Genomic DNA, 20,433 nt, shown 5'->3' on the forward strand with positions numbered 1-20,433 from the left:
ATTTGCTGCAACGCACCCCATCATGAGTGTGTGTTCAACAAATCGAAAGGAGGTGATCCGATGTCGAGTGATTTCGTTTTCCAGAACGTGGGCTCAGCGGATTGCACTTTCGGGAAGCAGTCTTCCCGTTAAGGCGCGAGATGCGCGGTCGGTGACGTAAGCGTCACCACCATTGAGCCGCGCCATGGACGGAAACACGGAAGGCCGCCGGCTTCGAAAGAAGCGGCGGCCTTTTCCTTTTTACGGTCTATTGGGTCAGTACGACCTTTTCGGTGTTGCGGATGATTTCCTGAAAGGCATTATCCGATTCCAGCCCGGTGGACACCTCGAAATAATGTCTCTCGGCGGCGGAGGCGTCTTTCGAAGAACAATCCTTTAGCACCGCCTTTGCCTGATCCCTCTCGGTTGCCGACATATCCTTATCGTTGAGGTCGAAGCCGATGGTGAAAATCTCGATGTCGTCATTTTTCATATTGTCGCACAGCGTTTCAGCATTGCCGCGCGCAAGATTGCCCTGGCTGTTGTATCTCCCAGCAACACCCGCGAAGGCGGTATTGAACTGGCCATCGGTCATCAGGATCGCAACCTTGGCGACCTTCTTCGCATCGGCGTTCGAAGCGCCGTTGCCGAGACCGGCATTCTCGATCGCAGCGCGCCATTGCGGCGACAGCATGTAATAGGTCCACTGAATGGCGATCGCGCCGGCCGTATAACCATCGGCCTGGAAGTCGTCGATCGAATCAAGCAATGCCTCCGAATCCGCGGTCAGCGGGATCACTTGCGCGTCAGGACACTTGTTCATTCCCTGGTCGCTGAGATGATCGTCCCGATTTACCAGGGCATAATATTTCTTGCCGTTCCTGTCTATGCGAACCGTGTCAGGGCCATCGGCGCTCAAGTCGGCATCGCCGTTCTTATTCTTGCGCTCGGTAGCGCAACTATCCGGGTGTGGCATGGCCGCCCCAACAATGGAGACGTAGTCGCTGAAGGACGGCAGCAGATTTTTGCCCGTCTTGGCAACGAGAAGCGAACTGCCGGCGACGGGTGGTAGTTCGGAACTCCCTTGCTTCTCGGCATAGACGTTTTCGGCCAGTTTTCCGGCGTTCACGCCAGATGCATAGGGCACAATCGCGACACGGACGCGGGGGTTCTTCGGGTCTTGGTTCTCGAGCATCGTCTTGACGGCGTTCGTCGCGGCGACTTTCAGATCGCCGATCTTGTTGACGTTGCCCCGCCTGGCCATCGATCCCGTTATGTCGAGCATCATGGCTACCTCTATCTGCTTGTCGGAATAGAGCGCTGTGGTGGAAGCGCCGACGCGCTGCATGTCACCGGTGCTGAACAACGGGAAATAGAGGCCGACATCGACGTGGGCATCCGCCTGGACCGTGTTGGCGGTCCTGTCGACGATCAGCTTGTCGAGCACGATCTGGCCAGCGTGCAGAATGCCCCCCGTGCCGTTGGCGTCGAGAAAGGCCTGCACGGATTTGTTTGCGTCGGCCTCCTTGATGGCGCCGGTGGTCAGGTCACGTGCCGTCGATGTCACTGCCGCGTCGATCACGCCCTGCAGGCTCGATCTGGCGTTGTAGAGCTGCGTGATATTGACCGAGAAGCCTGCGGCCAGCGCCAAGACCGAGGCAGCAAAGCCGAACAGGACCGCGAAATTTCCACTGCGGTCTCTGGCGAAGCCGCCGACCGCGTGAACAAGACCCCCGTAATTCCGCATCCAACAGCCTCCACTTGCCTCGGCCTCGTCGCCGCATCGGGGGCAATGCAGGATTCCAGCCGGAACGGGAGGCGACCCGATCCGCGATCGGGAATTCACCAGCAGAACATTGCTTTTATTGGATTTTCACGGGGTAAGAAGGTGAACGGTCGGTAAACGTCAGCGTGTATCCGCGCGCACCTTTACCGGACGCTTACCATGCCCATAGCGAAGTGCTGGTCCGGTGTCCGGCGACGTCTTGTTGCGGCACAGCATCTCTGTCCCGAAGCGGGCCAACTGTCCCAGGATTGCGAAGCATGTCGAGGCACAAACCCGGCCAGGTGTGTTGAGATTCAGGTCAGGCCAAGCCATTTGCAGCCCGGCCTCACCTGAATATCAACGCAGCTAGGCCAGCATCCGCGCGCTGACCGTCCTGTCGATGCCGTGATAGGGTGGATTGAACAGCCTGCCTTCCTGTTCGTAGGTCCATATCTTGAACAAGCTCAGCCGGTGCGGGCCGAAACTGTGCAGCAAGGGAACGTCGGTGGCGTCGCGGCCGCGCGCAATGACGACGCGACCGGTCCTCGGCCGGTTGTGGCGCGGGTCGAACGTATACCACTTGCCGTCCAGGAAGGCTTCCATCCAGGCCGAGAAATCCATCGGCGCGGGATCCGCCGGCACGCCGATATCGCCGAGGTAGCCGTTCACGTAGCGCGCCGGAATGTTCATGCAGCGGCAGAGCGTGATCGCCAGATGGGCAAAGTCTCGGCACACCCCGACACGTTCCTCGTGCGCTTGCGCGGCGGTGCGGGTCGAACGGGCATAGCCGTAGCCGAAGGACAGGCGGTTATGGACATAGTCGACGATCGCCTGCACCCGCGCCCAGCCGGAAGGAAGATGGCCGAAGAGCTGCCAGGCAAGGTTACTCAGATGATCCGTCTCGCAATAGCGGCTGCCCAGGAGATAGAACAGCACCTCGTCGGGCAGCTCGGCGACGGGCATTTCCCGGGCCAGCGTATTGACCTCATCCGTCTCGCCGCTGTCCTCCACGACCGCGTCATAAAGGATGCGAAAGCCGCCGGCCGGCGCCGTGAAGCGTCGGCAGGCATTGCCGTGCAGGTCATGATAGAGTCTGGTCGGCACCGAAGGCGAGGTCAGGACACGCGTCTGCCGCTTGATGTCGGCCTGCCTGTCCTTGTGAATCTCGAGCAGCGAAATCACCGGAGTGGCCTCGGCGCATTCGATGGCAATCTCATAGCCGAGGCGTATCAGCATGGGCATCGTCCCTGGTTCGCGGGGTGGGAATTGTACGTTTGAAACGTTGCAAGGTGACGGTGGTTCCCTGGATCGCGTCCCAAATGCGCTCCCGCGCCTTTCCCCAAAATGCGCTCGCGCGCCTTTCCATGTCAGCGCCTTGGCGTTACGGTTGCGTCCTCCCTCGACCCCTCCCCCACACTTCAAGGAAAATCATGTTTGCTGGCAGAAAATTCGCCGCCTTCCTCTTCGATATGGACGGCACGCTCATCAATTCCATCGCCTCGGCGGAGCGGGTCTGGGGCGATTGGGCGCGGCGCCACGACCTCGATGTCGCGGCCTTCCTGCCGACGATCCACGGCGTACGGGCGATCGAGACCATCACCGCCCTGGCGCTTCCGGGCGTCGACCCGGGACACGAAGCGGATCTGCTGCTGAAGGCCGAGGCCGACGATCTCGACGGCATCGTCCAGATCGCCGGCGCCGTGGCATTCCTCAATTCCCTGCCGCCGGAGCGCTGGGCGATCGTAACCTCGGCGCCACGCTCGTTGGCGCTTGCACGCATGAAGGTCGCCGGCATTCCCGTCCCCGCGGTCCTCGTCGCGGCGGAGGACGTTTCCCGCGGCAAGCCGGCGCCAGATTGCTTCCAGCTCGGCGCAAGACGCCTTGGCTTCGACGCGCGCGATTGCCTGGTGTTCGAGGACGCCCCGGCCGGCATCGCGGCGGCGGAGGCGGCGGGCGCTTCGGTCATGGTGATCAACGCCACGCACCAGCACCCCCTGGCAACACAGCACGCCGCGATATCAGGTTATGACGCAATCGGCATCACCGTCGACGAGCGAGGCTGGGTTGCGCTCGAGCCGCAGCGCAACGCTGCTTGAGATCAGTCGCTAGAAATCACTGGTCAGGCCTTTGACCTCCCAGTCACCATAGCGGCCGGGCTCCTTGCCGCCACGGCCGCCGATCTCCCGCGGAAGTGCTGCTTCCTTGCGGCGGTAGTCCTGCCGCCTTGCCTCGGCTTCCTGCAGCGCGCGGCGGGCGGCGGGCGTCAGCTCCCGTGGCGGCGTGCCATCGTCCGGGCCGGGCGGCGTTTTACTGGTTTCGTCGTTCATGCGATATTTCCAGTGGATTGAAACGGGAACGGGCGTTTCCCATCATATAGCGATGACCTCACGAGGATCGAGCCTTTTTCACCACCATCCGGACAGGAGCAGACGATGAACACCATTCGCACCGCCATGCTTCTCGCCGCCATGACGGCGCTGTTCATGGGCGTCGGTTTTTTGATCGGCGGTTCGGGCGGCATGATGATCGCGTTGGTCATTGCCGCCGGCACCAATTTGTTCAGCTACTGGAACGCCGACAAGATGGTGCTGTCGATGAATCGCGCCGTCGAGGTCGACGAGAAAAACGCGCCGGAATATTACGCCATCGTCCAGGCGCTGGCCAAACAGGCCGGCCTGCCGATGCCCAGGACCTATCTGATCGACAATCCGCAACCGAATGCCTTTGCCACCGGCCGCAATCCGCAGAACGCGGCGGTCGCCGCCTCCACCGGCCTGCTGCAGCGGCTGACCCATGAGGAGGTCGCCGCCGTGATGGCGCATGAGCTCGCCCACGTCCAGCACCGCGACACGCTGACCATGACCATCGTCGCCACCTTTGCCGGCGCCATCTCGATGCTCGGCAATTTCGCCTTTTTCCTCGGCGGCAGCCGCGAAAACAACAATCCGTTCGGCTTTGTCGGCGTGCTGGCGGCGATGATCGTGGCGCCCTTCGCCGCCATGATCGTGCAGATGGCGGTCAGCCGTACCCGCGAGTACGAGGCCGACCGGCGCGGCGCCGAAATCTGTGGACACCCGCTGTGGCTGGCCTCCGCGCTTGACAAGATCGCCCGCGGGGCCGAACGCATTCCCAATCCCGATGCCGAGCGCAATCCGGCGATGGCGCATCTCTTCATCATCAACCCCCTGCATGGCGAGCGCATGGACAGTCTGTTCTCCACCCATCCGAGCACCGACAACCGCATCGCCGCGCTGCAGGCGATGGCACAGCGGATGGGCGAAGGCGCTCCGCCAGCCACGCAGCGCCAAGCGCCGATGTCAACGCAGGCTGACGAGCCGGAGATGACCGGACCGTGGGGCAAGCCAACCGCGCCAGAACGGGCGGCCGAGCCGGCCAGCCCAAAATCCAATCCGTGGGGTCGCAATCCGACCGGGCCCAAGGGCCGGTGGTCGTGAGCGTCGCGGGCAGGGCACCTCGACGCACGGTTCCAGGCGATCAGGATCACAATGCCGGCAGCGAATTCGTTGCCGGCCTTGCCGCGCGCAAGGCGGCGGCGCGACTGCTGGCCGCCGTCATCGACGCCCGCACGCCGCTCGACGGCCTGACCGATCACGAGAACGGCCATCCGCAATACAAGGCGCTCGATCTGCGCGACCGTGGCCTGGTACGCGCCATACTGGTCACCGCGCTGCGCTACCGCATGACCATAGCGGGGCTCCTGGCGCGGCGCCTGGAAAAGCCGCTGCCGCCCAACGCGACCGCCTTGTCGCATATCCTGCATGTGGCGGCGGCGCAGATCCTGTTCCTCGATATCCCCGACAGCGCCGCCGTCGACCTCGCGGTGACGCACGCCAAGTCCGATCCGCGCACGCAGCGCTTTTCCGGCCTGGTCAACGGTGTGCTGCGCACGCTCGCGCGGGCCAAGGAATCCGAGCTTCCGGCCGCGCTTGCCGCCACCAACGAAGCGCCGAAATGGTTTTCCGACCGGTTGAAGGCCGCTTACGGCGCCGAGAAGGCCCGGCGGATCCTGGCTGCCCACCGCCACGAGGCGCCGGTCGATTTCTCGGTCAAGGCCGATCCCGAACTCTGGGCCGAAAAGCTTGGCGGCATTGTCCTGCCGACGGGCACGGTTCGGGTGGAGAAGCTTGCCGGCGCCGTCACCGAATTGCCTGGCTTCGCGGAGGGTGCATGGTGGGTCCAGGACGCGGCCGCCAGCTTGCCGGCAAGACTGTTCGGCGATGTCAGCGGATTGCGCGTCGCCGATCTCTGCGCCGCGCCCGGCGGCAAGACCGCGCAGCTCATTCTCGCCGGTGCCAAGGTCACCGCCGTCGACACTTCGAAGAACCGGCTGGCGCGGTTGACGCAGAACCTTGCCCGCCTCGGCCTCTCCGCCGAAATCGTCCAGGCCGATCTGCTCAAATACGAGCCGGCGGAGTTGTTCGACGCCGTGCTTCTTGACGCGCCATGTTCCTCGACCGGCACCGTTCGGCGACATCCCGACGTGCCGTGGACCAAGACGGCGGCGGACGTCGAAAAACTCGCCGACCTGCAACGCAGGCTGCTCGCCCGCGCCGTGATGCTGGTCAGGCTCGGCGGCCGGATCGTCTTTTCCAATTGTTCGCTCGATCCGCGGGAAGGCGAGGAACTCTACCGCGCCTTCCTGGTCGACAATCCGGGGGTGACCACCGATCCGATCCGGCCGGGTGAATTTGCCTGTCTCGACCCGTTCCTCACATCCGGTGGCGCGCTGCGCACCACGCCCGCCGACATGGTGCTGGGCGCACCCGCGATTTCCGGCCTCGACGGCTTCTACGCAGCCCGCATGCGGCGTGCCGGGTAAAGCAATCCCAGGAAAAGCGTGTAACGGTTTTCCGTCCGGAATTGCGTGAAGACAAAGAGTTAGAGCGGGCGGCGATTCCATCGAACGCTGAACGCTCTAAAGCATGTCATCAAGGCTCCAATGATTGCCCCAGCGGGCATCGATTTCGTCGTCGACATTCTGGTAGCGGATATCCGTCGACAGCCGGATCAGCCCATCGAGGCTCTGGTTGGTCGTCGAGGCATGGATCATGTAGGGCGAGTGAAGGACGATGTCGCCCGCTTCGAAATCCGCCATCAGCCAGCGCGTGTCGAACCGCTCCGCCATATCGGGCAGGTCCTTCGACACCCAGCCGCCCTCACTCATGTTGCGATTATAGGCACTGATGCGCTCCTGCGGACTGAGAGCGGAATTGTCCTTGTTGAACTGTCTCTCCAGGGCGGCGCCGACGGCGTGTGATCCCTCCAGGTAGACCAGGCCTCCCATGTCGATGGTCGTGTCGCCGATCGGTATCCAGGTCGTCACCACCCGGTTGGTTCCTCCGCGCAGATAGACGAGATCGTAATGCGCCGGCGTCGCGGTGGCCGTTCCAGGCAAGGTGAAGCGCATGATCTTGCGCCTGTGCAGATAGGATAGGCCGCCCACGAAACCATCCATCAAGCGCGACAGGCGCGGCTGCGCGCAAAAGCCTTCATAGCCGGTTGACCGGACCACCGACATCAGCCGGCGCTCGGCGAGCTGACGGTCGATGGCACGATCCGAAGCGATGCCGAGCGAGGGATCCGTCCCGGGTTCCAAAAGCCCGCTCTCGGCAAGATGGGAAAGCACCCAGCCACGAAAATCGATCACTTCCCTGCGGGGCAAAAGGCCCTTCAGCCACACATAGCCTTGGGTCGCATAAAGATGCCGGATGGCTTCAATGCCGACGGACGGGTCGGTCGCGGAAAGGTATCCGAGCCTGTTCGGCATTGTCGACAGCAGCTTGCCGTCAGCTGTGAGGGCAACCGGCGGGGTGTCCGGAAATGCCTGCTCATCCGTTGATACCGACATTTCAATCACCTGGATCGTTTCGACCTTGGCCGGAGAATACCTTATCATTCGGCCCCTTCCTATGGATAGGAAACCGACCTCCATTTGCTCACGCCGTTTCAGCCGCGCATCCTGTTCGCGAGGCAATTGCGGCGGCTACCGATTCGATCGAACGGTCGCGACGAGGGTCTATATCGGCGATGCCTTCCGCGTTCCGCGGCCCTTTCGGGACCGCGAAAACTGTTGGCCCAGCGCGTTTGGCCGCCGCCGCAAGAAGACATAAGTCGCAGGAAAACCGGCTGTATGGCCCGGAAAAGACGTGACTTTTTTAGGGGCGACCCGGCCACGGCCCCGTTGCGCGCCTTACCGAGGCGAAATCCGCCTTCGCATAAGTTCTTGAATCATATAAGCTTGTGCTTGGGATAGAGGACGACCAGGAGGGGTTTTGGCACTTGCTGCCGGCAACACGACGCGTCTGTGGACGCTGGTCGCGAAGGAGTTCTGGCGCAAGACGCGCCGGCGCCTGCGCGCCGGGCCGATCTATCGCTGGCGCTATTCGGGCCGCACGCCCGAACGTGTCCTGATCGCACCGCCGGACCTGCGCCTCGCCGATCCGCAGATCGCGCTCGAGATCTACTACGGCCGTTATCCCCTGTCCGGCCACCTGGTCGAGACCGGCGGCAAATCCCCTTTCCAGATCAATGTCCCCAATCACGGTTGGCAGAAAACGCTGCATGGCTTCCGCTGGCTGCGCCATATGCGCGCCGCCGGCACCGAGCTTGCCGCCGCCAACGCCCGTGCCCTGGTTTCGGACTGGATCGCCATGCATGGCAATCATATTTCGGGCGTTGCCTGGGAGCCAGGCACGACCGCCAAACGCATCATTGCCTGGCTGCAGCACTCCTCCATCGTGCTGCAGGGTGCCGAGTTCCCCTTCTACCGCGCTTTCCTGAAATCGCTGGCCATGCAAATCCGCTATCTCAGGTCGATGGCGCGCGAAATGCCCGACGGCAAGGACCGGCTGCGCGCCCGCATCGCGCTGGCCTTCGCGGCGCTGTCCCTGCCGGCGCCGGCTTCGGCGCTGCGCGGCGCCACCCGCAACCTCGCGGGGGAACTCAATCGCCAGATCCTTGCCGACGGCGGTCACATCTCGCGCAATCCAATGGCGGTGCTGGAAATCCTCGCCGACCTCCTGCCGCTGCGCCAGACCTATGCCAACCAGGCCGAAGCGCCGCCGCAGGCGCTGATCGGTGCCATCGACCGCATGCTGCCGGCATTGCGTTTCTTCCGCCACCAGGACGGCAGCCTCGCCCGGTTCAACGGCATGGGCGCCACCATCCATGACCGCATCGCCACCATCCTGCGCCATGACGACACCGCCGGCGCACCGCTGCTGCATGCGCCGCATTCGGGCTATGAGCGGCTGGCGATGGGCGGCACCACCGTCATAGCCGATACCGGCCTGCCGCCACCGGTCGACGTGTCCAATGCAGCGCATGCCGGCTGCCTTGCCTTTGAACTGTCGTCGGGCCGCCAGCACTACATCGTCAATGCCGGCATCGACACCTACGGCGCCGCCGAGTTCCGGCCGCTGGCCCGCGCCACCGCCGCGCATTCGACGGCCACCATCAACGACACGTCTTCGGCGCGTTTCACCCACGCGCTGCGGGTAAACGATCAGTTGGGTTCACCGTTGATCGGCGGCCCGCAGCAAGTGCAGTGCAAGCGCATCGACCAGAAAGGCGTCCACGGCTTCGTTGCCCGCCATGACGGCTATCTCCAGCGTTTCGGCTTCCTGCATGAGCGCGAGTTGAAACTCTCCTCGGACGGCAATGTGCTGGCGGGCCGGGACCGGTTCCAGCGGCCGGGCAGCACAGCGATCCGCAACAATGGCCGCGATTTCATCACCGTGCGCTTTCACATCCACCCCGACATCAATCTGCTGCAGGACGAGCAGGAGCGGCTGGTCCTGACCGGCGATCAGGCCGATACCTGGGTGTTCACCTCCAGCGAAGTGGTGCCCGAAGTTGAGGAATCGATCTATTTCGCCGGTCTTGGCGGTCCGCGCCGCAGCCGCCAGATCGTGCTCGCCTTCAAGGCGTCCGAAATTGCCGACGTCCACTGGCAGCTGACCCGCACAAAGATCGCCGGTTATTCCGAAAACAATTGAGCTTGCGGCGGCAATGGCATGCCGCGAAAAGCCAACGCTTGATTTCCGAGCCTCATGTGCTACGGCGCGGGCACGCTCCTCCAGACAAGAAAGGCCGCCAGCCATGGCCGTTCCTGCCAAGAACATTCCTGCCCCGGACCTCGTTCCGGTCCGCCGTGCGCTGCTCTCCGTCTTCGACAAGACGGGCTTGATCGACTTTGCCAGGGCACTGGCCGCGGCCGGCGTCGAGCTGGTCTCCACCGGCGGCACGGCAAAAGCGATCGCCGAGGCCGGCATGGCGGTGCGCGACGTCTCCGAGCTCACCGGCTTCCCCGAGATCATGGATGGCCGCGTCAAGACGCTGCACCCGTCCGTGCATGGCGCGCTGCTTGGTGTGCGCGACGACCCCGAGCACGCATTGGCGATGCGCAAATACGGCATCGAGCCGATCGATCTCGTCGTCTCCAATCTTTACCCGTTCGAGGAAGTTCGCCGCTCCGGCGCCGACTACGCGGCGATCGTCGAGAACATCGACATTGGCGGCCCGGCGATGATCCGCGCGTCGGCCAAGAACCACGCCTATGTCGCCATCGTCACCGACCCCGGCGATTACGCCGCTGTGCTCAACGCGCTGGAGATGAACATCGGCACTCTGTCGTTGGATTTCCGCAAGAAGCTGGCGGCGAAGGCCTTCGCCCGCACCGCCACCTACGATGCGGCGATCTCGGGCTGGTTCGCCGAGGCGCTGGAGATCGAGCATCCAACCTGGCGCGCTTTTGGCGGCAGGCTGGCCGAGGTGATGCGCTACGGCGAGAACCCGCACCAGGGCGCCGGCTTCTACGTCAATGGCGACAAACGGCCGGGCGTCGCCACGGCGCGGCAGCTGCAGGGCAAGCAGCTATCCTACAACAACATCAACGATACCGACGCCGCTTTCGAATTGGCCGGCGAATTCGATCCCAATCGCTCGGCCGCCGTCGCCATCATCAAGCACGCCAATCCGTGCGGCGTGGCCGAAGGCACATCGCTGAAAGCGGCCTACGCAAAGGCGCTCGCCTGCGACCCGGTCTCGGCCTTCGGCGGCATCGTCGCCTTGAACCGCACCCTTGACGCCGAGGCGGCCGAGGAAATCGTGAAAACCTTCACCGAGGTGATCATCGCGCCCGACGCGACCGACGAGGCTGCTGCAATCATAGCTGCCAAGAAGAATTTGCGCCTGCTGGTCACCAGCGGCCTGCCGGACCCGCGCACGGCCGGCACGACGGTCAAGTCGGTTTCAGGCGGCCTGCTGGTCCAAGGCCGCGACAATGCCGTGGTCGACGACCTCGACCTGAAGGTGGTAACGAAGCGCGCGCCGACGCCGGCTGAAATGGCCGATCTCAAATTCGCCTTCCGCGTCGCCAAGCACGTCAAGTCGAACGCCGTAGTCTACGCCAAGGACGGCGCCACGGTCGGCATCGGCGCCGGTCAGATGAGCCGGGTCGATTCTTCGCGCATCGCCGCGCGCAAGGCGATCGACGCAGCGGAGACGGCAGGCATGGCCGAGCCGTTGACCAAGGGCTCGGTGGTCGCTTCGGATGCCTTCTTCCCCTTCGCCGACGGCCTGCTGTCGGCCATCGAAGCCGGTGCCACCGCCGTGATCCAGCCGGGCGGTTCGATGCGCGACGACGATGTCATCGCCGCCGCCGACGAACATGGCATTGCCATGGTGTTCACAGGCATTAGGCATTTCAGGCACTAACCTGCCGCTCGGCGGCCAGTGGGGTGAATTATCGAAGCATCTACTCCGGCCGATCCGCCGGATACGGTGTGCGAACCAGGATCGCCATGCCGATGGCCAGGAACAAAATAATCGCCGCCATGCCAAGCCGGGCCGAGCCGCTGGTTGCGGTAATCGTCGCCACCATGAACGGCGCCAGGAAACTGGTCGCCCGACCGGCCAGCGCATAGATGCCGAAATAGCGACCGGATTCGGCTGCGGTCACGCTGCGCGCCATGTAGGAGCGCGACGAGGCCTGCACCGGCCCGAAGGCCAGGCCGATCAGCAGGCCGTACATGATGTAGGCCTTTTCGGCCGCCGTACCGAACAGGCCGCCTGAATCGGAGGTCGAAAGCTGGATCAGGCCGAGCAGCGTGAATCCAGGCCCGGTCGAGACCACGCCGATAGTGGCGATGGACAGCATGACCAGCGAAATCATCACCACCGCCTTGGAGCCCAGCGCGGTGTCCAGGCGGGCGGCGACCCAGCAGCCGAAGATGGCGACGATATTGAGGATGATGCCGAACATCCCGATCTCGGTGATCGACCAGTGGAACATGCCCGCCGCGAAGGTGCCGCCCAGCGCCAGCAAGGCATTGACGCCATCCTGGTAGATCATGCGGGCGACGAGAAAGCGGAAGATGCCGCCGCGCTTGCGCACCTCGGCCAGTGTCGATTTCAGCTCCGACAGGCCCTCGCGCACCGCCGGCCCGATCGGGATGCCCTTGATGGCGTCGGGCGTAAAGAAAAACATCGGCAGGATGAACAGGAAATACCAGCCGGCCGACAGCGGCCCGGTGGCGCGAGCATCCTCGCCCAGCTGCGGATCGAGCCCAAACAGCGGGGTGATGCCGATGATCGTCTTGCCGGTCTCCGGCGAGCCGGCCAGGCAGGTGACGACGAAGATCAGTGCGATCATGCCGCCGAGATAACCGAGGCCCCAGGCCATGTTGGAGATGCGGCCGATCTCGCTCTTTGGCACCAGCCGCGGCATCATGGAATCGTTGAAGACAGTGGAGAACTCCGCCGCCACCGACGCCAGCGAGAACAGCGCCACGACCAGGAACAGGTTGGAACCCGGCGCGGCGAACCAGAGCAAGGTGAGACTGGTGATCTTGATCGCCGCGAAAAACGCGATCCACGGCTTGCGCGGCCCGGTCTGGTCGGCGATCGATCCGAGGATCGGCGATAGCACCGCGATGACCAGCCCGGCCGCGGCGATGCCATAACCCCAGACGGCCTGGCCAGTGGTTGGATCACCCGCCATGCGCGAAACGAAATAGGGGCCGAAGATGAAGGTGGTGACGACCGTGAAGAACGGCTGCGCCGCCCAGTCGAAGAACATCCACCCCCAGATGCCGCGCCCGGATGCCCGCTGCACTGTCTCTACCGCCATAGTGATTCCCCCGGCGTCCGCTCCGCCCATTTCGGGCGCCATGTCTGCATGTTTCGAATGATCATGCAAACGGACAACCGCTGGCTCACATGCCCGTCAGATCGCTCATCAGCCCCGACGCAACCGACAGCCGCGACACGGTGATGTCGCCGCCCTCCGTCAACGCCTGCAGCCGTTCGCGGATGCGCGCCACCCGCTCGCCACCGGCTTCGAGCCAGGCCGCCACCGGATCGGCCGCCTCGGCATGGCCGGTAAGCGCGGCGATAGCGATGCCGCGCCGCGCCGCGCCGATCGTGTCGGTGGCGCGGGACAGAGCGAGCTGGTCATAATAGTCCGATGGCGTGATCGAGCGCGCCGCATCCTCGACGCGCGGGATGCGGAAGGCATCGCTGACGGCGAAGAACGCCTTGGCCGCCGCGACGATATCGGCACCGGCGGTGCGGGCCGTCAGCGCGACGTCCGGGATGAGCTCCGCCGCCTCGCTCATCGCCAGCTGCTCGGCCAGCTTTTCCGGTGCGCCCGCCTTGAACAGCCCGTGCCGCTTCTCCTCAATCCGCTCGCGCGAAAAAGCCGGCAGCAGCGAAACGAGCTTGGGCTCCAGCGCCTTGCGCGCATCCTGCAGTTCGGCGATGCGCTGGCCGAGCGGTGCCGTGCCGGCATCGTTCTTCAGGTACCAGCCGCTGCTCATATAGATAAGCCGGCTCACCATCTGATAGAGATCGAGTTGCACCTGGCCGTCGACCAGGTTGTCGAGCGCGTCGATCTCGCGATAGAGCGCGGGCAGCGCAAAGCCATCGCGCACCACGGCGAAGGTGCGCACCACATCGGCTGCGGTGCGCCCCGTCGCCTCCTGCAGCCGGTTGACGAAGGACGGCCCACCGCGATTGACCAGATCGTTGGCGACGACGCGCGCGATGATCTCGCGGCGCAGCCGGTGGCCATGGATCTCGGAAGCGTATTTCTTCGCCATCCGGTCCGGGAAATAGCCCATCAGGTCGCGGTCGAAATGCGCATCGTCAGGCACGTCGCTGGCGACGATGTCGGAAAACAGCACGATCTTGGCATAGGCGAGCAGCACGCCGAGCTCGGCCCGGGTCAACGGCTCGCCGCGCGCCTCGCGCTCGGCAAGCGCTGCCGGCGACGGCAGTGTTTCCACGACACGATCGAGCAGGCCGCGTGCCTCCAGCGCCGTCATGAAGCGGCTCTGATGCGCGATGTCGGCGAGGCCGCGCTTGCGGGCGATCGAAAGCGCCAGCGTCTGCTGGTAGTTGTTGGACAGCACCAGCCCGCCGACCTCGTCGGTCATCTCGGCCAGCAGCTTGTTGCGCGCCGGCCGCGTCAGCGATCCCTTGCGCATTGCCGACGCCAGCGCGATCTTGATGTTGACCTCGACGTCGGAGCAGTTGACGCCGCCCGAATTGTCGATCGCATCGGAGTTGCAGCGGCCGCCATTCATGCCGAACTCGATGCGCGCCCGCTGCGTCACACCCAGGTTGGCGCCCTCGCCGATCACCTTGGCGCGCACCTCGAGCGCCGTGATGCGGATGGCATCGTTGGCACGGTCGCCGACCTCGGCATTGGTCTCGGTCGATGCCCTGAGATACGTGCCGATGCCGCCGAACCACAAGAGGTCGACCGGCGCCTTGAGGATGGCGGTCATGATCTCGACCGGCGTGGCGGTCGTCTTGGCAAGTCCGATCGCCGTCGCCGCGGCAGCCGGCAAGGTGATCGATTTCTGGCTGCGCGAAACGATGACGCCGCCATCCGACAGCTTGGTCTTGTCATAGTCCTGCCAGCTCGAACGCGGCAGCGCGAACATGCGCTCGCGCTCTGCCATCGAGGCCGCCATGTCGGGATCGGGATCGATGAAGATGTCGCGATGGTCGAAAGCGGCGATCAGCCGCGTTTTCGGCGACAACAGCATGCCATTGCCGAACACGTCGCCCGACATGTCGCCGACGCCCACGACAGAGAAGGGCGAGGTCTGGATGTCTCGGTTCATCTCGCGGAAGTGCCGCTTGACCGCTTCCCAGGCGCCCTTGGCGGTGATGCCCATCTTCTTGTGGTCATAGCCGGCCGAACCACCGCTGGCGAAGGCATCGTCGAGCCAGAAGCCGTGCTTTTCGGAGATGGCGTTGGCGGTGTCGGAGAAGGTTGCCGTGCCCTTGTCGGCGGCGACGACGAAATAAGGATCGTCCTGGTCGCGGCGCACGACACCTGCCGGTGGAATGACGCCGTCCAGGCCGATATTGTCCGTGATCGAGAGCAGGCTGGAAACGAAGTTCTTGTAAGCCGATGTGCCGGCCTCGAAGATCGCGTCGCGTCCGGCGCTCATCGGCAGTTTCTTGGGATAGAAGCCGCCCTTGGCGCCGACCGGCACGATGACGGCGTTCTTGACCTGTTGCGCCTTGACCAAGCCGAGCACCTCGGTGCGATAGTCCTGGGCGCGGTCGGACCAGCGCAAGCCGCCACGCGCAACCGGGCCGAAGCGCAGGTGCAGGCCTTCGACCTCCGAGCCGTAGACGAAAATTTCGCGCCATGGCCGCGGCGCCGGCAATCCCTCGACCGCCTGCGACTCGAGCTTGATCGCCAGCGACTGGCCTTTCTCTTTCGTATCGGCAACGAAATGATTGGTGCGCAGCGAGGCTTCGATCAAATTGAGGTAGCGGCGGATGATGGTGTCGTCGTCAATGTTAGGCACATCCTCCAGCGCATCCTTGATCTTGGCCTTGAGGTGCTTTGCCGCCACCACGCCTTCGGTTTCGGCCGTCGGGCCGAGCCGGGCGATGAACAGCGCGTGCAGGCCGCGCGCGATCTCGGGATAGCGGTTGAGTGCGGCGGCGATGAAATCCTGGCTCTGCGGGATGCCGACCTGCTGAAGGTAACGGCCATAGGCACGCAGGATGGTGATCTCGCCCGACCACAGGCCGGCGGTCTGGGCGAGGCCGTTATAGCCGTCATTGTCGACGTCGCCCCGCCACACCGACAGGAAAGCGTCCTCGAACAGCGCACCGCCGTCGGCGAGGTCGATCGGCTTGCCGTAGCTGTTCTCCAGTTCCATGTCGTGGATGAAGACTAGGCCCGACTGGTCGTCGCCGACTTCGAAAGTCCGCTCGCTGATGACGCGGAAGCCGATGTTCTCCAGCACCGGAACGCGCCGCGACAGTGCCACCGGGCTGCCATGGTGATAGATCTTCAGCGCTGCCTGGTGCGGCTTCTGCTCGGCATGGCGGTAATAATCGATGGCGATCGGATTGCCGGCGCTGATCTTGGCGATTCGTCCGGCATCGGCCAGCGCCACGCCAGCGCTGAACGTATCCCGGTAGCTCTCTGGCAGCCGCGCGGCGATGGCTTTCAACGCCGGGTCGCTGCCGCTGGCTTCGGCCGCATCGGCAAGCGCATCTTCCCAGGTGCGCACGATGTCGCGGATCGCCGCCTCTATCGTTGCCTGCTCGACCTTCGGCGTCTTGCCGCCGGAGCGGCCGATGATGAAGTGCACGCGCGCCAGCCCGCCTTCCGGGAAAGCCGGGTAATAGGCCGACAGCCGGCCCTCGAACGCGGTTTTCAGATAGGTGCCGATCTTCTCGCGCACGACGCTGTCGTAGCGGTCGCGCGGCACGAAGACGAGGATCGAGACGAAACGGTCGAACTGGTCGACGCGCACCAGCGCCCGCACGCGCGGCCGCTCGACCAGGCCCAGAATGGCAGCGGCATGCTTGCGCAGGATCGGCACCGGAACCTGGAACAGCTCGTCGCGCGGATAGCTTTCCAGCACGTTGATCAGCGCCTTGCCGGAGTGGTCGTGGCGGTCGAACCCCGACTTGGCGATAATGGTTTCGGCCTTGGACCTGAGATACGGGATCTTCATCACCGAGCGCGTGTATGCGGTCGAGGTGAACAGGCCGACGATGCGCAGTTCGCCCGCCAACGCACCTTTGGCGCTGTAGGTCTTGACGCCGATGTAATCGAGATAGATGCGCCGGTGCACCAGCGACTTGGCATTGGCCTTGGTGACGATCAGCGGCTCCGGTCCGTGCAGGAAAGCGCGGATTTCCGGCGTCGTCGTCACCGCCTCGGTGCCGCGTCTCAGCACCAGCACGTCCGGGTCGGTCAGGATGCCGAGGCCGGGTTTTTCGGCGCGCTCCAGATTGCCGCTTTCCTCGCCGCCTGTGTACTTGAATTCACGCATGCCGAGGAAAGTGAAATTGTCGTCGCGCAGCCACTCCAGGAAGGCGATCGCCTCGGCGACGCTCTTCTTGTCGAGCGGCACCGCCGAATAGCGGAATTCGGAGATGGCCTGATCGAGCCGGGCCAGCATCGGCCGCCAGTCGTTGACGGCGGCATGGACCTGGCCGAGCATCTTGCGCAGCCGCTCGGCCAGGCCATTTGCTTGTTCGGGCGTCAGCCGGGGAATATGGACATGGATCACGCTGAGCCGGTCGTGGCTGCCGTCATCCCTGGCGAAATTGCCATCGCCGAGGATTTCGTCGACACCCGTCTTGCCATGGCGGACCGTAATCACCGGATGGGTGACCAGGGTCGGTTCGCCGGCGGTTTCTGTAACCTCGCCGAGGATGGAATCGAACAGGAATGGCATGTTGTCGTTGACCACCGTGATGACGGTCACCGGACGGCCTTCGCGAACCACGCCCGAATCGGCGTCGACGGCGACGACGCACTCACCCTTTTTGTGGGCGGCGACCGCCTGGCCGGCGAGATCGGCGGCACGCTCGAGGTCGGCCACGTCATAGGCGGCGATATCCTCCGCCGGCGCGCGGGCGAGCAGGTAATCGGCGAGCCTGGCCGGTCTGTCATCGGCCTTTGCCGCAGGTGCCTTCTTCTTCGACTTAGCTGCGGATTTTACGCTGGCCATGACGCTTCTTCCCTCCCGTCGCATGCTTTTGCGACTATGGTAGCAGATGACCGCTGTTTGGCGACAAAGGTTTGACGGCTTGCCAAGAATTCTCGGAATTCGGCGGCAAGGCTTCGCATGACGAGGAGAAATGACACGATGAACGGCAAAATCACCGCGCTAGACCTGGCCGCCGGAGAGCTGAGCGAGCCGACAAAAGCCTATTTCGCCAAATGCGAGGAAAAGCTCGGCCTCGTCCCCAACGTGCTCAAGGCCTATGCCTTCGACGACAAGAAGCTGCGCGCCTTCACCGACATGTACAATGATTTGATGCTGGGCGAGTCCGGCCTGTCGAAGCTGGAACGCGAGATGATCGCGGTCGCCGTCTCCTCCGTCAACCACTGCTACTATTGCCTGACCGCGCATGGCGCGGCGGTGCGCCAGCTCTCGGGCGATCCTTTGCTTGGTGAGATGATGGTGATGAATTTCCGTGTCGCCGATCTTTCGCCGAAGCAAACGGCAATGCTCGACTTCGCCGTCAAGCTGACCGAGGAGCCGGCCAGGATCGTCGAGGCCGATCGCGCGGCCCTGCGCCAGGCCGGCTTCAGCGATCGCGACATCTGGGATATCGCCTCGACCGCGGCCTTCTTCAACATGTCGAACCGTGTCGCGGCCGCGATCGACATGCGGCCGAACGACGAATACCATGCCATGGCGCGATAGGGCCACGCGCGTTCCACCATCGGTCCTACTTCGCATCAAGCGTTGACAGGCGAATGCCGCCGGCTAGTTTTCCGGGAAACAAAATTTCCGAGGGGTGAACTTGATGCCCGAGGCCAACGCTTCGTGAATGGGAGTCCCCCTATGCTTGATGCAATTGCCAAACCCGGGGTTTTTCTCCGCGCCCTGACCATGACGCTGGCGCTTGCCACTCCACCCGCCCACGCCTTCGAGGCGGTGACAGCCTACCAGCCCATTTTCGAGACAGCCGCGGCCAAGACGATAACGCTGACTGGCCATGACCTGACCGTCGAACAGGTCATCGACATCGCTCGCAACGGCGCCAAGGTCGAGCTCAGCCCCGAGGCGCTGCAACGTTCGGCGGACGCTTATGGCCTGCTGCTCGAAGGTGCTGCCGAAGGTGTCACCATCTACTGGTTCAACCGTGGCGCCGGCGACCAGCGCGAGACGGTGATCTTCTCGGGCGATCCGACGACACCGGAAAACAGCAAGCTGCTCAAGGATCAGCAGCTCGCCCGCTTCAAGGGCGGCGTCAACAGAGGCTACGGGCCGGAGCTGCAGGAAGAAGCGCTGGTACGCGCCATCATGGCGATCCGCGCCAACACCATGTCCTACGAGGCTGCCAGCCCGCAGCTGACGCATATGCTGGTCGACATGCTGAACAAGCGGATGACGCCGGTCGTGCAATCGCGCGGCACGCTAGGCGAAGGCGACCTCGCGACGCTTGGCAATATCGGCGCGGCCATGGTCGGGGAAGGCGAAGCCTATCTCGATGGCGTCCGAATGCCGGCCACACAGGCCCTTTCGCAGGCCGGTCTGAAGCCTCTCGAGCCTTTCGCCGCCGACCAGGCCGCGCTGATCAGCACCAATGCCTACGCACAGGCACAGGCCGTGCTTTTGCTGGAGGACGCGCGAAAACTGCTGGAGTGGACCGACCTCAGCTACGCCATGGGGCTGAACGGCATGAATTCCAGCGTGACGCCGATTTCCGCACCCGTGCAATCCATGCGGCCTTACCCATGGCTGACATGGGATGCCGCGCGGGTCATGGACATGATCAAGGGCAGCTATCTCTTCGACGAGGATCAGGCCCGCATCATCCAGGATCCGGAAAGCATGCGCGCCTCCAGCCAGCGCCAGGGCTCGGCCTGGCAGGCCTGGGCGGATCTGCGCCAATCCGTGCTGCTCTCCATCAATTCGTCGGATCACAATCCGGCCGTGCTGCCGGGCCTGACGCCGCAGAGTTCGCCGGAGCTGAGCACGCCGCAATTCATGAAATATTACATCAAGGGCGGGCCGCTGAGCGGCGGCAAATCCGGCTACATCTTCTCCAACGCCAACTGGGATCCCTATCCCATGGCCAATCAGGTCGAGGCTTTCACCATCTCTCTCACCAATCTCGGCGTCGCGGTGGCGCAGCGCATCGAGCGCTTCCGCAATCCCTTCTTCACCGTGATCAAGCTGACCGATGCGCTGAAGCCCGACGAGCGCAAGGACATCCCGACCTTCGACGGCTATCTGCCGACCGATCTCTGGCAGGAACTGGCCGACCTCGGCACGCCGGTGACGCCGAATGGCCAGGCGATCGTCGCCACCGTCGAGGACCTGGAAGGGCAGACCCGCATCAAGACGCAACGCGCCCGCGAGGCGGTCGACATATCCTTCCATCTCTTGGCGCAGGACCTGTTGACGGCAAGCTATTGGATGGAAATCCGCAAGGCGCAGAACCCTCAGCGGAAATTCGGCGAGGCGCCAACCGCGGCGCTCGAGGCGCTGCGCCAGGTGATCCCCTGGCACCAGGCGGCATCGGAACGGCAAAAGCGGCCGCTCGGCATGGTCGCCTACGATTTCATGCAGGAGAACCCGGCCTCGAAATTCTATTCCGGCGGACCGCAGGCGCCGAAGGCGGCCGCCATGCCTGCGGCCGGCGTCTTGCCCAGATAG

The 20,433-nt window shown here is 64.0% G+C and carries 13 protein-coding genes; 7 read left to right on the top strand and 6 right to left on the bottom strand.

Going from position 1 to position 20,433, the window contains the following annotated elements:
* Positions 1–247: 247 nt before the first annotated feature.
* Both FJ527_RS08660 and FJ527_RS08665 read right to left on the bottom strand, forming a co-directional pair.
* On the bottom strand, positions 248–1,726 hold the full coding sequence (locus FJ527_RS08660; RefSeq protein ID WP_140822695.1) for a TadE/TadG family type IV pilus assembly protein: 1,479 nt from the start codon (positions 1,724–1,726) through the stop codon (positions 248–250).
* Positions 1,727–2,110: 384 nt separating this feature from the next.
* Positions 2,111–2,980, bottom strand: coding sequence for a transglutaminase family protein (locus FJ527_RS08665; protein ID WP_140822697.1), 870 nt, complete (start codon positions 2,978–2,980; stop codon positions 2,111–2,113).
* Between the two features lie 194 nt (positions 2,981–3,174).
* Between FJ527_RS08665 and FJ527_RS08670 the strand changes: the two genes are divergently transcribed.
* Positions 3,175–3,840, top strand: coding sequence for an HAD-IA family hydrolase (locus FJ527_RS08670; protein ID WP_140790079.1), 666 nt, complete (start codon positions 3,175–3,177; stop codon positions 3,838–3,840).
* A 9-nt stretch (positions 3,841–3,849) separates the two neighbouring features.
* On the opposite strand, the gene FJ527_RS08675 is transcribed toward FJ527_RS08670, so the two are convergent.
* Entirely contained in the window at positions 3,850–4,071 is a 222-nt protein-coding gene (locus tag FJ527_RS08675) for a DUF1674 domain-containing protein (protein WP_015315148.1), read from the bottom strand.
* Between the two features lie 105 nt (positions 4,072–4,176).
* Here FJ527_RS08675 and htpX point away from each other — a divergent pair, with 105 nt between their 5' ends.
* A complete protein-coding gene (gene htpX / locus FJ527_RS08680; RefSeq protein ID WP_140822699.1) occupies positions 4,177–5,199 on the top strand; it encodes a zinc metalloprotease HtpX in 1,023 nt (340 codons plus the stop codon).
* Positions 5,196–6,584 carry an RsmB/NOP family class I SAM-dependent RNA methyltransferase gene (locus FJ527_RS08685; RefSeq protein ID WP_181166308.1) on the top strand — a complete coding sequence of 463 codons (1,389 nt, stop codon included), beginning with the start codon at positions 5,196–5,198 and terminating at the stop codon, positions 6,582–6,584. The genes htpX and FJ527_RS08685 overlap by 4 nt, the downstream gene beginning before the upstream one ends.
* Before the next feature lie 96 nt (positions 6,585–6,680).
* Here FJ527_RS08685 and FJ527_RS08690 read toward each other — a convergent pair whose 3' ends face one another.
* The gene (locus tag FJ527_RS08690; RefSeq protein WP_140823073.1) at positions 6,681–7,613 is read right to left on the bottom strand and encodes a phytanoyl-CoA dioxygenase family protein; all 933 of its coding nucleotides are present in this window, start codon (positions 7,611–7,613) and stop codon (positions 6,681–6,683) included.
* 424 nt (positions 7,614–8,037) lie between these two features.
* Between FJ527_RS08690 and FJ527_RS08695 the strand changes: the two genes are divergently transcribed.
* Positions 8,038–9,762 (top strand): heparinase II/III family protein, encoded by a 1,725-nt coding sequence (locus FJ527_RS08695; protein ID WP_140719860.1) that lies wholly within the window; start codon positions 8,038–8,040, stop codon positions 9,760–9,762.
* A 103-nt stretch (positions 9,763–9,865) separates the two neighbouring features.
* Positions 9,866–11,482 carry a bifunctional phosphoribosylaminoimidazolecarboxamide formyltransferase/IMP cyclohydrolase gene (purH, locus tag FJ527_RS08700; protein WP_140822703.1) on the top strand — a complete coding sequence of 539 codons (1,617 nt, stop codon included), beginning with the start codon at positions 9,866–9,868 and terminating at the stop codon, positions 11,480–11,482.
* 40 nt (positions 11,483–11,522) lie between these two features.
* Here purH and FJ527_RS08705 read toward each other — a convergent pair whose 3' ends face one another.
* Positions 11,523–12,896, bottom strand: a complete 1,374-nt coding sequence (locus FJ527_RS08705) for an MFS transporter (RefSeq protein ID WP_140822705.1) — start codon at positions 12,894–12,896, stop codon at positions 11,523–11,525.
* A gap of 85 nt (positions 12,897–12,981) precedes the next feature.
* Complete coding sequence (locus FJ527_RS08710) at positions 12,982–17,769, bottom strand: NAD-glutamate dehydrogenase (protein WP_140822707.1); 4,788 nt, start codon at positions 17,767–17,769, stop codon at positions 12,982–12,984.
* 138 nt (positions 17,770–17,907) lie between these two features.
* On the opposite strand from FJ527_RS08710, the gene FJ527_RS08715 reads away from it, so the two are divergent.
* Both FJ527_RS08715 and FJ527_RS08720 read left to right on the top strand, forming a co-directional pair.
* Positions 17,908–18,471 carry a peroxidase-related enzyme gene (locus FJ527_RS08715; RefSeq protein WP_140822709.1) on the top strand — a complete coding sequence of 188 codons (564 nt, stop codon included), beginning with the start codon at positions 17,908–17,910 and terminating at the stop codon, positions 18,469–18,471.
* Between the two features lie 141 nt (positions 18,472–18,612).
* Entirely contained in the window at positions 18,613–20,433 is a 1,821-nt protein-coding gene (locus FJ527_RS08720) for an aromatic amino acid ammonia-lyase (protein ID WP_140822711.1), read from the top strand.

This window comes from Mesorhizobium sp. B2-4-18, from assembly GCF_006441385.1.
Classification (GTDB): Bacteria; Pseudomonadota; Alphaproteobacteria; order Rhizobiales; family Rhizobiaceae; genus Mesorhizobium; species Mesorhizobium australicum.

Bases quoted from the DNA above. Each gene is read 5' to 3' on its own strand.
- FJ527_RS08660 (WP_140822695.1), bottom strand. From the start codon at position 1,726: ATGCGGAATTACGGGGGTCTTGTTCACGCGGTCGGCGGCTTCGCCAGA.
- FJ527_RS08665 (WP_140822697.1), bottom strand. From the start codon at position 2,980: ATGCTGATACGCCTCGGCTATGAGATTGCCATCGAATGCGCCGAGGCC.
- FJ527_RS08670 (WP_140790079.1), top strand. From the start codon at position 3,175: ATGTTTGCTGGCAGAAAATTCGCCGCCTTCCTCTTCGATATGGACGGC.
- FJ527_RS08675 (WP_015315148.1), bottom strand. From the start codon at position 4,071: ATGAACGACGAAACCAGTAAAACGCCGCCCGGCCCGGACGATGGCACG.
- htpX (WP_140822699.1), top strand. From the start codon at position 4,177: ATGAACACCATTCGCACCGCCATGCTTCTCGCCGCCATGACGGCGCTG.
- FJ527_RS08690 (WP_140823073.1), bottom strand. From the start codon at position 7,613: ATGTCGGTATCAACGGATGAGCAGGCATTTCCGGACACCCCGCCGGTT.
- purH (WP_140822703.1), top strand. From the start codon at position 9,866: ATGGCCGTTCCTGCCAAGAACATTCCTGCCCCGGACCTCGTTCCGGTC.
- FJ527_RS08705 (WP_140822705.1), bottom strand. From the start codon at position 12,896: ATGGCGGTAGAGACAGTGCAGCGGGCATCCGGGCGCGGCATCTGGGGG.
- FJ527_RS08710 (WP_140822707.1), bottom strand. From the start codon at position 17,769: ATGGCCAGCGTAAAATCCGCAGCTAAGTCGAAGAAGAAGGCACCTGCG.
- FJ527_RS08715 (WP_140822709.1), top strand. From the start codon at position 17,908: ATGAACGGCAAAATCACCGCGCTAGACCTGGCCGCCGGAGAGCTGAGC.
- FJ527_RS08720 (WP_140822711.1), top strand. From the start codon at position 18,613: ATGCTTGATGCAATTGCCAAACCCGGGGTTTTTCTCCGCGCCCTGACC.